Here is a 13,272-nt window from a genome sequence, read left to right as displayed (position 1 = left end):
CACGGGTCAACGTTTCAGCAGGTTAACCTGCCTTCACCAAGGCTGACACAGAGGGCGGCCGGGACTTCCTGCACGGCCGGATCACGGTGATCGGCAGCGTGGACCACGTCCAGCAGACGTGGTTGTGGTCCTGGGCCAACGACTCCTTGCCGAAGGCTGTGCTCGGTGGCATCACCGCCGTGCGTCGCTACGGCGAAGAGCACGTGTTTCCCCTGTTGATCTGGTCGAGCTTTCGCGCTGAGCAGAAGCCGGTGGCGCAGGCCAGGATCGTCGCTGCCGACGTGCTGGCCGCCGAGGGTCTGTGGTTCGAACCCGGCGATGAGGTGGACCTACATTTCGCCGTTCACGATCTGCGCCGGGCCTGATCGGCGACCGCAGCAGGAGCGGGCAGGATCGGTGGACACGCCGCATGGACGCGGGATCGGCAGGCTTTGATGTTGCGCACGGGCTGGTCGGTGGTGCGTCGGATGGTCCCACAGCGTTTCCGTCATCGTCACGATGCCCTCGGTGGTACGGGGATTGCCGCCGGCTCGTCGGCCCACATACGTTGCGGCTTGCTTTCGAAGCTGGCAACACGCCTTCGGGCCGCGACGAACCTCGCCAAGCACAGCGCTGATCGCGCCCAGCCCGACGAAGCATCGAGCCGGGCGCGTCGAGCGAGCTATGCCACGAAGCGGGAACGGCGTCGGCGTCCGACCAGGTAGCCAGCGCCGCCAAGGAGCAGAAGGGCACCGCCGATGCCGGCCACGGTTGCGGTGTCGTCACCGGTGACGGGCAGCCCACCGCCCTCGCCGCCGCCGGGAGCGCCCAGGCTGGCGGAGGAAGCAGGGGTCGGTGCAACGGTCGTCGTGGCGCTGGGCGTGGCGCTCGGTGTGGGCGTGGGCTGCGAGGTTGCTGTCGGTGCGGGCTGAGACGCGCAGTCAAGCGCACGTGCGGCGTACAGGCCGTTGTTCAGGTAAGCCAGGTAGGCGTCGACGGTCCCCTCATCAAGCGCCTTCTGCGCGGCCGCCTTCACGTTGGCGCCAGCGCCCGTCAACGTCCGGACCACCGTGACCCGCAGAGCCGTTGACCAGGCGTTCTGCACGTCCGCCTTGAGGAATGCGCGCAGATCATCCGCGGTGCCGTCCAGGCGCTCCTGAATGGCGTCAGGCAGAACGGACAACGAGTCGGCGTTTGCCGCGGCCAGGATCTGGTTGGCCAACACGCGCACCTCTACATTGGTGGCGGTATCCAGGTCGATGGTGAGAAGCTCGCGGGTGTCCTTGTACACCTTGCGCTCGACCGTTTGGCAGGCCTCGTTCAGCCCGGGCGGTTCGGTTTGAGCCAGCGCCGGTGCCGCCGGAATCAGAAAGACCAGCGCCACTAGGCCGCCGGCCGGTATCTTCCATCGCATGTGGATCTTCCTCCCCGCTTCAGGCCAAAACATGGAGATATTACCGTCAGTGGGCGGAAAAGCAACAAGGGATTGATTCGTCGAGGATGCCCAGGGCTTCCGACCAGAGGAGGCCTCGGCGCCGAGGAGGGCTGACATCCTGGACTGCACAATGAGCGCCTGTACGACGAGCGGTCGCTGCTCAGGCCCCTCCACAAGGGATGAAAGACCCACCACCTGGATCATTTTGGTAGGAACTCTTAGCAGGCTGGGCGGACTGAGATGGTCCGAGGGATGGTTCCCGCCGTGCCCGTTGCGTGCCCGTTCGAGCGGGAGCCGAGGGTCAACGGCGGTCAGATCCTGGACGTGCCCGCCGGCACTGCAAGGCAGGTGGGGCCGGGTCACGGGGTGTGACTACCGGCCGTATCCACACTTCCTAAGACCGTGCTCTATCTGGTCGCGCAGCTAGCCTGCCCTGCGGATTCGCCATTCTCGCCTTATGTTTGTTGGTCGCGTGTGCCTATTGCTGTGCTCGCTTGCGGAAGATTTGCAGAGGCTTCTGGGAGTCATTCCCAGCCCGACTTTCGGGCGATTCGGCGCGGTCGGTGTGCCGCCCTCAGGCTTCGCTGTTTCGTGGGCGAGTCTCAGGCCCGCGAGGGCAGCGCCCTGCATAGTGGCGAACTTCGCTGCGGATGCCGGGTTTGCATCACCGGCTACAGCAGCCTCTTCACATGCTTGAGCGTCTCCCGGACCACCCGGTGGAAGTCTTCCCTGCGCCGGTCGGCTGGAGGCAACACATCGCCCCCGTCTAGAGTGCGGCTCGCCTTGATGAGAAAATCGGCTGCCTCGCCTGCACTGCGACGAACTGCAGGCCGTCTGGACTGCGTCCGCTTCTGCGCCAGTACTGTCAGGTTGTTGATTTCCTGTCGCAGCTTTTCCAAGTCGCGCCTGTACTTGTCGGCTCGTGCCTGCTCGAAGAAGCCCAGTTTCCCGCCCCCGATGCGAGCGCTTTCGGGGGCTAGCGTATGTGCGGCGGTGTTCTGGGCTAGCACTCGCCCGTCCCCGCTGTAGGCAAATAGCGGCATGTTGGTCGCGTTGGCCCATTGAAGGGCTTGCGCCGTATAGCCGTTGAGGCTGTAGAAGAAGGGCTTGGCGGCCATGGCTTGGGCCACGCCGAAGAGGTCACGAAGTGGTGGTTGACCGACGGGCTGTGCCCAGTGCTTGACTTGCGCCACGGCACCCGTCGCCAGGACGTCCACTCCCGCGTCAGCGCCCCCCTGGGTGCATCGAGCATCGGAGTAGCCGAGCAACCTCAAGTGCCATACGGCCAGTTTCTCGGCCTGCCTCCAGTCGACTGCGGGTGGGCCGAGGCCTGACGGGTGTGCGGCGCCGGTTGCGGTGTGAGGTGGTGTCTCGCCCAGCGGCCCGCCTGCGCCAAAGTTCCCTTCGGCGGCTGGCGCGCCCTCGCAGGCCAGAGCCTGCCCCAGGCGGACCAGCGCGGCCTGAGGCACGTCCTCAATCTTCAACCGCTTGGCAGGTGTGTGCAGTACGGCCGTACCGTGCCCCGGCTTAGCAAAGCGTGGTTGTAGTAGCTCAAGCCTCACGGTGGGCGCCGGAACGGTCAGCGGCGGCGGACCAGCGGAGGCGAGGAGACCAACTGGAACTACGAGCACTCTTCCGTCGGCCACGACCACTGCAGTCGCGACACCGCCGTTCCGCCCTCGCGCGAGGGCCGTGACACGCAGGGCTGGACCTAGCGCGTCGAGGAGTGCCTGGCTGTCGCGGATGTCTTTGCAGCCGGACTCCCTGAACAACGGCGCGGTTCGCGGATCGGTTGATAACAAGGGCGGCAGGGGCACCACCGTTTTGTACTGCAGGTTGCTCGTACGGCGCCATGGGCCTGTTGGCCCTTCCTGCGATACGTGCGCATGCTTCCGCGCGCCGGGCACGGGCGGCAATATGTCCCACGTGGCAACTACGACAAGGCAGCAGCAGGTACTTCAGGCGCGAGGGGCCCTCATCATGGCAGCCCGTCGCCGCTCGCTGGTGACGTACAAGGAGCTGGGCATCGCAATCGGCATGGTTGGGGTGCCTCTCGGCCACCACATGCCGCCAGTGCTCAATGAACTCTCCGATCTGTGCATCGCCGCTGGCGAGCCCTCGCTGGCAGCCCTCGTAATCAACTCCGAGACGGGGGCACCGGGCAAAGGTTTCGACGACGGGGGTGTTCCATGGCACAGCTCGGTTCAAGAGGTCTTCCGCTACTGGGCCAAGCAATAGAGATCCCAGCGCGTTCCACGGTGCCTTCCTCGGCGTCGCCTACCGCACCGCCCGCCCCGCCAGTCCTGCCCCTAACGGCCGCTGGGGCCTGCAACCGAAAACACCCTGAGGCTTCCCCTTCGGGAACCCTCACGGCACCGCAACCCGGCCGCATGTACCGGTGTAGGTCGGCGGTCGCGCGGACACCAACGCGCTGCCGCTCGCTACGCCGGGCCCAGGCGCCGGAGCGCGCATAGGAAGGCTTTCACAGGCAGACTGCCGAATGCCTGCTCGGGGGCGTCTGGACGAGTCGCAGCAGCCCAAACCATTGCCGGAAGCGGCGGCGACGACCGCTACACGCCCTGCGTCACCCAGGTCGGCGGCGATGCCGTCGCCGTGCGCAGCTTCGCTTCGACTGGGAATTCGTGAAGGATCAGCCGGATGCGCGCCTCCTCGCGCTCCTCAGGCGTGAACAACGGCTCGAACCATGGGAGTAGCGCAGCGAACTCCACGCTGTCCGCCAGCCGTCCCATCGAGTAGAGCCGCTGGAACCCGTACGAGGTGTGTCGTGGGCTGGCCAGGAGCAGCTTGGTTGCCTGCACCGCGTCGCCGGCCGACCGGACCATTTCCAGGAACTGCGTCGGGCTGTAGCCCAGCCTTCGCAGCTGCGGGATTCCCTCGTGAATGAAGGCGTTGTACCTGGCGACGAGCTGAGCTGTGTCATGGTTCACGAGACTCTCCGGATGCTCAGACTTGGTCCAACGGATCGGACTCGGCTGGTCTGGGCGCGACGAGCGGGGGTAGCCGCCGACGCTATGCCCGCCTCACGCCGGTGACCGCGACCAAGCCGACCGCCGTCGCCAGCAGCATGAGCCAAACAAGCCGATTCCCACCGGCTCTGTCGGCCATGCGACACCGTTCCGGGCCTCACCGGCCAGCACCAGCCCACTGGCTGGCGGCATCATCGGTCGATATGCGTACCCGAATCAGCATCCTCGCCGTGGCCGCCGCCCTGCTCGGGGTCACGGCTTGTGGCGACAGCAAGCCCAGCGCACCCTCCGCGCCAGTCCCGGCCGAGACCAGCCTCTCGCAGGCCCAGACCCCGCCAGCACCGGCCGTCCCGTTTGATGCGAAGACCATGCTCGAAAAGCTGACCGACGCGGACGTAGGCCTCGCCAAGGGGACCGTGCAGGACGAGGATACCGACCCGAACAATCTCCTCGGCCGGCCCAACGGCTACACCTCCCGCGCTTCGGCTGACCTACCAGGCGGTGCAAAAGACGGCGACAAGTACAGCATCGAACGCGGTTTGGTGATCGAGGTCTTCGCGACGAAGGACGACGCTGACCGGCGGTCGACGTTTATCCAGGACTCGTTGAGGTCGATGCCGATCCTCGGCACCGAGTACCACTACCGGGCCGATGGGGGCCGAGTGCTGGTGCGGGTAACGGGAAAGGTCAAGCCGTCGGCATCGAAGAAGATCGAGCAGGTCGTCGCCAGCCTGTGACCGGACAAGGCTCCGCCACGATGATCTCGTGATCCGGGCGTATCAGAGCATGCCTCTGCAAGATCAGGCACCACGGGGCATCTAATCCCTCACTGGCTGTCGCTTGTCTGCGCTCAGCACCAGCGGTACCCGACCTCGCCCAGATCGCCCGCCGGAGCCTCCACATTCAACTGCACATCAAGGCCGTGGCCCAGCCAGCCTCCCATGCATCACCTCCGCGCTGCATGCTTCCACGACCCTGTAACGGTCCTGTTGACCGCGTCTGTTGACCGCGTCTGTGATCCGACGACAGATCCGCGACACTCGTCGGGACTGCCCCCGGTTCGGTTGACTCCTGACTCCGTCGTGACGTGGTCGCGGTCGCCCATAAGGGTGAGGCGCCCATCGCGCAGATCGCGAAGGACTTCGGGATTTCCGAGGCGTGTCTGCACCGCTGGCTCAAGCTCGCCGATGTCGAGGACGGGGGTCGTCCCGGGACCACCAGCAGCGAGTCCGCGGAGTTGCGGGAGCTGCGCAGGCGCAACAAGCTCCTGGAGCAGGAGAATGAGATCCTGCGTCGGGCGGCGGCGTTCTTCGCCAAGGAGATCGCCCCAAAATAATGTACCCGCTGGTCGGTGGCCTGGCCGCGGACGGGATCCCCGTCGCGGTGACCTGCCGGGTGCTGGGCTTCAGCAAGCAGGCCTACTACGCGTGGAAGAACAGCCCGGTCTCGCAGCGGGACTGGGACGACGCCCACCTCACCCATGAACCACCATCAGGCACCGCCGCCGCACGGCTGACAGCCATGCCGGCCACCACTGCGACAGTCGTGGCGCTCGGCGCATGGCCGGGCGGCGTGACGTGGCAAGTCGACGCCACCGGCCATACCCACGACCCCGGCCGGCCCGGGTGGGCCGGGCCCCGGTTGTGTGTCCTCGACCCGGTGGCGGCAACAGACCTGCTCACCGTCATCGCCCACATCGACCCCCAGCCACCCCCGCCGGATCCCTCCCCGCACACCGTCCGGCTGTCCGGGCGGCGGGTGCCACGCCAAGCGACCAGACAGCACCCGCCCCGGTGGGCCGACATCCCAGGACGGCGGCTGCAGCTGCGGGTCCTGGGGGAGCCGGCGCTGGCCGTGGATGGTGAGCCGTTGACCATTCGCCGTACCGCAGCCATGCAGGCCCTGGTGTTCCTCGCCGCCCACCCAGACGGCGCGGACACCCGCCAACTGGTCAACGCCATCTGGCCGGGCCTGCCCCGGCACTCCCTCACCGGCCGCCTCTACACCACACTCAGCGACCTACGCGGCACCATCCGGGCCGCCTGCGGGCTGGCAGTCGTCGACCACACCGACGACCGCTACCGCCTCAACCCAGACCACCTGGACGTGGACCTGTGGCGATTCCACACCGCCGTCCAACACGCCGCCACCGCCATCACCAACACCACAATCGCCTGGCAAGCAGTCATCGACGCCTACACCGGCGACCTCGCCGCCGGCCGCACCTGGCCGTGGCTGGACCCCATCCGCGAAGCCACCCGCCGCCACGTCATCGACGCTCACGCCGCTCTCGCCGCCGCCGCAACCGACCCGCACCACGCCTTGGCCCTGCTGCAACAAGGCATCCGCGTCGATCCCTACAACACCGAGCTACACGTGCGAACGATGAACATCCTCGCGGCACTCGGCGACCACAACGCGATCGCCGAACTACACGACACCTACACCCGCCGTCTCACCGAAGCCGGCCTCGACCCAGGCGAAGAGGTCCACCACACGGCCACACGGCTGGGCCGCACGGGCGTGCCGACCTAGCTGGACAACCCCGACACAACTGCACGTAGCCCCGTGGAGGACGTTGTGAAGCTCGGAGCGCCATCCGGGCAGGGGTTTGATGCTGTGAATGTGCCGCCTGGGTCACCGCTCGTGTACACGGTGATGATCTTGCCGTAGGTGGCAGTGAAGTAGATCGAGATCTGCACTTTCTGCCCGGGAGTTACTCCCACCGGTCCGAAGCTGAAGTGCGTATCACCGGAGGCGGGCTCCTCCGCGCTCGCCACGACAAATCCGTTTACGGCTATCGAGAGGTGCGCGGTGACTGACGGGTCTGGATCGATCTGCACTTTCGCGCCCGACAACGACGCGACCCCGGATCGGACGGTGAAGGTCTGGGACAATGTGCCACCCGGCATCGAGCGTGTATTGCCCGGATTGCCCCGGCACATCGCGTGGCCGTCATTGGCCGGCCCGTAGTTGTCGTACGCGTTGACCTCGCGTGGGGTTGGCGCCGGAGCCTTCGTGGCAGGAGGAGACGGTGCCGGAGCCTTCGTGGCGGGAGGAGACGGTGTCGGTGTTGAAGGGCCGGCAGACCCTGCAGGCTCCACCCGGGGCTGGGCAAAGACGCGGAACCCGTTCCCGAGAGGGTTCCTGCCGCTGGCGATCCAGTCCGCGACCAGGTCAGCGATCCGCCAGGTGGCTCCGCCTGTGAGAACGATTGCGGTCGCGAGCGTGCCCGCATGCTTGATGCTCTCCAGTTCGGCGGCCAACTGCTGTACCGGCACGTTGTCCTTTCCTCCGGCCGTTACCGTTGCCTTGAAATTCGCCTCCGCGCAGCCGCCGATGTCAAGTAGGTAGTCGCGCAATGCCCCCGCCGTTATGTCGTCGGGCTTGAGGGGTGTGGTGAGTAGTTGGGCGGCGCAGCCGTATGCGGCGGGCAGGAGCTTGGCGGCCGCCTGCCCGGCCAGGTAAGTGAACAGGTCAACGCCGATCGAGCCTCGCGTTGGCCCGATGTGCCATGTGCTTTCACCGCCGCCAGGTGGCTGGAATATCCCGACTGAAGCGCTGCCGAGAGGCGGGATGTATAGCTGGTTGGGTTTCATGGCTCGGTCCATCAAGGCATTGCGGGCAGCATCCGCTGCCGAGTTCCCGGTCTCGTGCCAACCCCATTTTACACCTGCGCCGTAGGTCAGGATCTGCGAGTATGGGCGGTTGTTTTGTATCTGCACATCGAGGACACTGCCTTCGGACTGGGCGCAGGCATGAATGGCGATGTCAGCGTCGTTAGTCACTCCGACAATATGCTTCAGCCAGGGTGGGGGTGACCCAGTGCAGCGAGCCGGCCCGGACCGGGTACCCACAAGAGTTCCGAATCCCTGGGCAACATCAGCCCAGATCTGATCGAAGTCCCAGGTGAACGGGTTCCACCAGGAGAAGTGTGGGATCTGTGCGACCACCATGTGCCTCGCGGCGTCGTACGTTGAGGTGACCGGGATCCAGTGGCCGGTTGCGGAGTCGAATGTGGAGATACCGAACGCGGTCGTCCCATCGATGCCCTTCCCGAGCTTGTCGACTGGCACGGGGAATTCGAGCGTCAGCAGCCCGTGGATTGCGTTCGGCGGGTCGGAGATCAACTCAACCGGAGCGGACGTCGGCGACAACGCAGCCCATGTCCCGCCGGGTCGACCGCGGTAGGTCGCCTTCACCGTCGCGCCTGCAGCCATTGCCCCGGGTGGGATGATCAAATGTGCTCCACCACCCAGGTCCATGGTGGCCGCCTTGTCAGCCGTTATGGTGACCGGCTCCGGATCCTTCGGCAGGTTGCTCGCTTCGGGTCGTCCGTGTCCGCCGTGCGAGCTTGTACATCCGAACAGCAGTGGGGTCGCGGCGATGATCGTACCCAGAACTGCGGCCCGGCTGGGCCACGCCGACGACGGAGGCATAGCGATCTCCCTAGAAATGGCACACGTAGCCCGTTTGTGAAGTGGCCAGGGTGCGCGATCAAGCGGTCCAGTCAATCAAGAAGTGCGCGTTGCCATTTGCTGGAACGTCGGCCACCAACCTCGGCGCCGCGCTGCCGTCCGAGGGAACAGTGTAGAGCGCGGCGTTCATCCCAGCAGACGCCAAAAATGCGACCTGCTTTCCGTCCGGGCTCCCAACTGCCCGAAACACACCTTGGTTGCTGGGCGGCAGGATCGGGTGGGCCACCATTCTCTTGCCCGAGATGGTCATCTTGTAGATCTGCGCCTTCTTCACAATTAGGAAGCTGTCCTTTTCCTGTCCACCTAGGAACCACAGGGGTTGCGCAAAGGAGAGGTCGGCGGCACCCTGCACGTGGAGAGATGGAGTTTCGTATGTCACCTTGCCGACCGAACCCACCCGATAGTTCTCAGGGCCGCAGGACGAGTATTCGTCGCCGCACAGCACCTGCTTCCGGCCGTCCAAGGAGAAGATGGTGTTCTGTGCCATCTCCAAACCCATCAGCCATGAGCCATCCGGCGAGAAGTAGTAGCGATGGTAGTAGTCGTTGCTTTCGAGCGGAAACTTCACGCCGGATTCCTTACGGGCGTCGCTTGGATTGTCCGGGTCGACGGAACCAAAGCTATCAACGCCCTTGTACCAGATGCGACCAGTCCCCGGATTGAACAACGCCATCTGCTGACCCCCGCCGTATCCGGCTGTGCTCTTCGTCAGGTCGGTGAACGCACCGTCCTCAGACAGATAGCCGATGTGCATCGGTACGCCACCCGACTGGTTGTAGAGTGTCGCGGCCATCCGCGTGAAGGTCCTGTCAAACTCTTGCCGGACGATCTGGCCCGTAACAATGTCCTCAACGCCGCTCTGAAGGCGAAACATTGCCCCTCCGTCCTCCGGCAGGGTGAACGTCCTTGTTCCCATGATCGTCCCAGACGAGCTGTAGGCGGTTAGCGTGATCGAGCCTTGAACGTCTGTTAGCTCTGCCATCACAATGCCGGAGAAGCCGGCGCCGCTCGGGGAGGACGACGGGGACGGCTCGGTCGTCGCCTGCTCCGATGGTGTGGTGCCGGACTCGGTGACAGCGGTGCCTCCGGAGCTACTACAGCCAGCCAGTACCAGTGCGAGGAACAGCGGCAGGGCAGCACGAAGAGGTTCTCTGACCCGACGCATAGATCATCCCTCCAGCCCATTGGCAGTTGTCATCAGATGATCGAGTGAGCGGGCGGGGTTCGGCCGGTTGATTGCACGTCCACCCGCTGAGTGCAATAAATGGTTGATGGGCGAGCAGAGCGGTTTCGGGCGTGGTCGCGGTCGGCCATACCGCTCACCGCGGGAGGTGCCGGTGCGAGCCGGTTGGTCGCCGCAGCAGCACAGGTTCGGCTGGTTGCTCCGGGTCAACCGCCTTTACGGCCCGGAGGATCGGTGGCGGCGGGAATCGGCGTTCGCCGCCGACTTTCAGGGAGGCTGCTGGCCCGAGCGGACGAGCGTCTACCAGATCTCGCGGTGGGAGACGGCCAAGGTCCGCGTGCCCTACCTGGCGGTTCGGCGGTACGAGGAACTGCTGCAAGTGCCGGCACACCGGCTGGTCGTGTTGATCGACACCATCTGCCGCTATTCGGCTGCGATCCCGGGTGCTGCGCCTTTGCTGCAGCGGCAGCCGTACCGGGACGGCCCGCCGAACGTCGACCGGATAGGCGAGCTGTTGGAGGCCGTGCAGTCCGACGACGTGGTCAGCGGGGCACAGTGGGACGAGTTGACGGCCCTGCTTTCCGGGGCGGGTCAGATGATGCTGCCCCGACCCACCTGGGTGCGCATGGGGGAGCGGCTCCTGGCTGAAATGATCGTGGCCGACGGCGTGCCCTGGGCCCAGCGCTATGAGGCACTCAACCGGCTGCTCGCGCACCCGCTCAGCCAGCAGCCGGCGGTCGCGGCCTGCGCCAGTCTCGCCGCCGACCGCACCAACCAGGTGTTCGTGGAGACGGTCAGTGTGCTCGACGGCAGCCCGCACCCTGACGCGGCCGCACATGTCCTCGAGCAGCTCGTCCATCCCACCAATGACCGGGCCCAGTACGGCGCCCTGCTCGCCTGCGTCCGCAAGCTGCGCTACGGGCACTTCACCGAGCCCCAGGTGCGACGGCTGGTGCCGATCGTCAACGAGTTCGCCACCGACCCCGCGTACTACGAAGACACGCGGCTGCTGGCCGCCGAGCTGCTGCGGCGGATCCCGGCGGACCTGGCGTCCGACGCCCGCCGGCGGCTGCGCCGGGCGGCCACCCAAGCCGTGGCACTCCGCCGACTGCCCGAGACCAACCCCCAGCGCTCCGTTGCGGAGCGGATCGCCAACACGACGGTGGCCAGCATGGTCAGGGAGGCTCCACGGTTCCCGGACACGCTGCTGCCCGACCTGATCGAGGAGATGCTGTTCAGTCCGGTCTTCGACGTGCGGCTGTACGCACAGCTTCTGCTGTACGGCACGCCGTACCGTCTACCACTGGCGGCCGCTCTAGCAGTCGAACTCGTCACTCAGGTCGCCAGCGGCGGCAGCGAGGAAGCTCGAGCTCTGATCGAGGCGCTCCGCATCCTCGGCAGCGAAAAGCAGCGCCCGCTGGTCGAGCGACTCACCGTCGCGGCCGGCCTGCCGCCCCCGGTCACCCTCGCCGCGGCTTCGGCGATCGGACACCTCGGCGGCAGCAGCTCCGACCACTACTGGACGCGCGCCATCGACCTGCACGTTCGGCAGTGGCACCACACCCGAAGCAGAACAAACGCCTCGGCACTGGACGCGCTGATCTACGGCCTCGGCATCGCCCGAAACGGGGCCATGCTCCGGGGCATCCGCACCCGCCCTGACATTCCCCCACCCGCCCGAACGGCCGCCGCTTGGTGGCTCAACCTACCCTCGTCCATATACAACAGCGCGATCCGGTAGGCGAACCCGGCCTCTCTACCCGCACTGGTTTTGGTCACGAATGCTGGCGCGACACACCGACCTCATGGACGTCTGCTAGGAGAAAGGCGGCGAGCGGGCGGCTACGGCGACCGGGTCTCCGACCTCGCGTGCGGCTGCGTGCGCAAGGGGCACACCGCAACTGCCCCGTCGGCTTGCCCCCGGGCGCGGAACGCCCGGGCGCCCTCGACCGCCTCCCCGCGACGCTGTCTCCACCCTGGCTGTGCATGCGCCGACGCTGCGGAGCCTGTGAGCCCTGGCCTCCGACGCGATGGTCATGCCGGCGCTCCGGCTGTCTGTTCAGTCCGGAGCGCTGTCCTTGCTGCAGCGGAAGGTGTACTCCTCCCACCGCAGCGTCAGAACCCCATCGTTGTACGACACTGAGCTGTCACGTGGTTCATCCTCGCCGACTTCCGTGAAGCCGTAGGCCTCCTTCGCAACCAGAACCTTGTTCGTGCTCAGGTCCTGCGGTACCTCTTCGATGGTGAAGTTCGCTCCTGACGAACCGCCCGTGGAATGGATCTCCAGCCGGCCGTCTGTCAAACGCCAGGTTCCGCCCTCACGCATTCCGGCGCTGAACTCACGGCCCCCGATGGCGGTCTTGTTGAGTTCCACTAAAGCCCACGTGTCGCTGCTGATGAACACCTTCGCCCTAATTGGCCTGTCGCCTTCCCCGCCCCCGGATCTGTTACACGTCCAGGTCCCGATGGCCATCTCGGTGAGGGACTTTCGACCCAAGATCCGTGAGGCCAGTACGCCGCCGACGCCGATCGCGATGCCCAACACAACCAAGGCCAACGCTAGGGCAATATGGACGGCCGCAGGCCTGCGACCACGCACGCTTGCCGACGTGTGAGTCATCTGGTTGCCGAGATCGTGGATCATAGCTTTGTCTCCCGTCATGACCGGGGCAGGCGGACCTGGGCGTGCTGCTCACTGCGGGCGCCGTCATCCAATAGGCCTGCCCAGCCTCCTCCCGCAGTGCCACCTACTAATGATCGCCATGAGTGTCGGCCTGCTGCGGCTTCCTTGCAGACGATGGCGGCGCGTGCAATAAATGGCCGGCATGGCCGACGACACCCGACACCCAAGGACAGGCTGAACAGGGCGCGATGGCCTGACCAGTCGTCCGCGATCTTCTTCTAATCCCAAGGCCGCAGGTTCGAATCATGCCGGGCGCACCACCGTCACCCCAGGTCAACAGCCTGTCGTTCCCGGCCCAGTCGATCACCACGGCCCGGTACAGCCATTCGTACAGCCAAGTCAGCCAAAGAGGTGCTTCGCGGCCTCGTCCACGGCTGCCCGCTCGATCTCCGGCAGGACGTGGGCGTAGGTGTTCATGGTCAGCCCGATCTGACTGTGACCGAGCACCTTCATCACCGTCCGGGGCGACGCCCCGGAGACGAGCAGGAACGTGCAGGCGTGCCGCAGGTCATGCAGGCGCAGCCAGT

11 protein-coding genes and 2 pseudogenes are annotated in these 13,272 nt (G+C 66.0%); 6 read left to right on the top strand and 7 right to left on the bottom strand.

What is annotated here, in order from left to right; all coding sequences use genetic code 11:
* Nucleotides 1–62: 62 nt before the first annotated feature.
* A pseudogene (locus ABZ570_RS31590) lies at nt 63–365 on the top strand (DUF6882 domain-containing protein); the annotation flags it as partial.
* Between the two features lie 296 nt (nt 366–661).
* Here ABZ570_RS31590 and ABZ570_RS31585 read toward each other — a convergent pair.
* Nucleotides 662–1,393 (bottom strand): ALF repeat-containing protein, encoded by a 732-nt coding sequence (locus ABZ570_RS31585; protein WP_358071449.1) that lies wholly within the window; start codon nt 1,391–1,393, stop codon nt 662–664.
* 692 nt (nt 1,394–2,085) lie between these two features.
* Nucleotides 2,086–2,883 carry a restriction endonuclease gene (locus ABZ570_RS31580; protein WP_358071448.1) on the bottom strand — a complete coding sequence of 266 codons (798 nt, stop codon included), beginning with the start codon at nt 2,881–2,883 and terminating at the stop codon, nt 2,086–2,088.
* A 511-nt stretch (nt 2,884–3,394) separates the two neighbouring features.
* On the opposite strand from ABZ570_RS31580, the gene ABZ570_RS31575 reads away from it, so the two are divergent.
* On the top strand, nt 3,395–3,652 hold the full coding sequence (locus ABZ570_RS31575) for a hypothetical protein (RefSeq protein ID WP_358071444.1): 258 nt from the start codon (nt 3,395–3,397) through the stop codon (nt 3,650–3,652).
* Between the two features lie 332 nt (nt 3,653–3,984).
* Here the strand turns inward: ABZ570_RS31575 and ABZ570_RS31570 are convergent, their stop codons facing one another.
* Nucleotides 3,985–4,362, bottom strand: coding sequence for a hypothetical protein (locus ABZ570_RS31570; protein WP_358071442.1), 378 nt, complete (start codon nt 4,360–4,362; stop codon nt 3,985–3,987).
* Between the two features lie 242 nt (nt 4,363–4,604).
* On the opposite strand from ABZ570_RS31570, the gene ABZ570_RS31565 reads away from it, so the two are divergent.
* The 3 genes and pseudogenes from ABZ570_RS31565 (at nt 4,605) to ABZ570_RS31555 (ending at nt 6,936) form a co-directional block, all read left to right on the top strand.
* The gene (locus ABZ570_RS31565) at nt 4,605–5,138 is read left to right on the top strand and encodes a hypothetical protein (protein ID WP_358071440.1); all 534 of its coding nucleotides are present in this window, start codon (nt 4,605–4,607) and stop codon (nt 5,136–5,138) included.
* Between the two features lie 350 nt (nt 5,139–5,488).
* A pseudogene (locus ABZ570_RS31560) lies at nt 5,489–5,883 on the top strand (IS3 family transposase); the annotation flags it as partial.
* A gap of 39 nt (nt 5,884–5,922) precedes the next feature.
* A complete protein-coding gene (locus ABZ570_RS31555) occupies nt 5,923–6,936 on the top strand; it encodes a BTAD domain-containing putative transcriptional regulator (RefSeq protein WP_358071446.1) in 1,014 nt (337 codons plus the stop codon).
* Here the strand turns inward: ABZ570_RS31555 and ABZ570_RS31550 are convergent.
* Nucleotides 6,933–8,840: a hypothetical protein gene (locus ABZ570_RS31550; RefSeq protein ID WP_358071438.1), complete on the bottom strand. Its 1,908-nt coding sequence runs from the start codon at nt 8,838–8,840 to the stop codon at nt 6,933–6,935. The two genes, ABZ570_RS31555 and ABZ570_RS31550, sit on opposite strands and share 4 nt — an antisense overlap.
* 58 nt (nt 8,841–8,898) lie before the next feature.
* The gene (locus tag ABZ570_RS31545; protein WP_358071436.1) at nt 8,899–10,044 is read right to left on the bottom strand and encodes a hypothetical protein; all 1,146 of its coding nucleotides are present in this window, start codon (nt 10,042–10,044) and stop codon (nt 8,899–8,901) included.
* 172 nt (nt 10,045–10,216) lie between these two features.
* Between ABZ570_RS31545 and ABZ570_RS31540 the strand changes: the two genes are divergently transcribed.
* On the top strand, nt 10,217–11,803 hold the full coding sequence (locus ABZ570_RS31540; protein WP_358071434.1) for a hypothetical protein: 1,587 nt from the start codon (nt 10,217–10,219) through the stop codon (nt 11,801–11,803).
* A gap of 318 nt (nt 11,804–12,121) precedes the next feature.
* Here ABZ570_RS31540 and ABZ570_RS31535 read toward each other — a convergent pair whose 3' ends face one another.
* Together ABZ570_RS31535 and ABZ570_RS31530 are read right to left on the bottom strand one after the other, a co-directional pair.
* On the bottom strand, nt 12,122–12,706 hold the full coding sequence (locus ABZ570_RS31535; RefSeq protein WP_358071432.1) for a hypothetical protein: 585 nt from the start codon (nt 12,704–12,706) through the stop codon (nt 12,122–12,124).
* Nucleotides 12,707–13,084: 378 nt separating this feature from the next.
* On the bottom strand, nt 13,085–13,272 hold a 188-nt coding region (locus ABZ570_RS31530), incomplete at its 5' end, for a tyrosine-type recombinase/integrase (RefSeq protein WP_358065288.1).

The organism is Micromonospora sp. NPDC007271 (genome assembly GCF_040634005.1).
In the GTDB taxonomy this organism is placed as follows: Bacteria; Actinomycetota; Actinomycetes; order Mycobacteriales; family Micromonosporaceae; genus Micromonospora.
Note: the sequence above shows the minus strand (reverse complement) of the source record. Positions and strands in the feature narration are given on the sequence as shown.

Coding starts and splice junctions, on each gene's coding strand:
- ABZ570_RS31565 (WP_358071440.1), top strand. CDS start 4,605: ATGCGTACCCGAATCAGCATCCTCGCCGTGGCCGCCGCCCTGCTCGGG.
- ABZ570_RS31585 (WP_358071449.1), bottom strand. CDS start 1,393: ATGCGATGGAAGATACCGGCCGGCGGCCTAGTGGCGCTGGTCTTTCTG.
- ABZ570_RS31545 (WP_358071436.1), bottom strand. CDS start 10,044: ATGCGTCGGGTCAGAGAACCTCTTCGTGCTGCCCTGCCGCTGTTCCTC.
- ABZ570_RS31575 (WP_358071444.1), top strand. CDS start 3,395: ATGGCAGCCCGTCGCCGCTCGCTGGTGACGTACAAGGAGCTGGGCATC.
- ABZ570_RS31555 (WP_358071446.1), top strand. CDS start 5,923: ATGCCGGCCACCACTGCGACAGTCGTGGCGCTCGGCGCATGGCCGGGC.
- ABZ570_RS31550 (WP_358071438.1), bottom strand. CDS start 8,840: ATGCCTCCGTCGTCGGCGTGGCCCAGCCGGGCCGCAGTTCTGGGTACG.
- ABZ570_RS31535 (WP_358071432.1), bottom strand. CDS start 12,706: ATGATCCACGATCTCGGCAACCAGATGACTCACACGTCGGCAAGCGTG.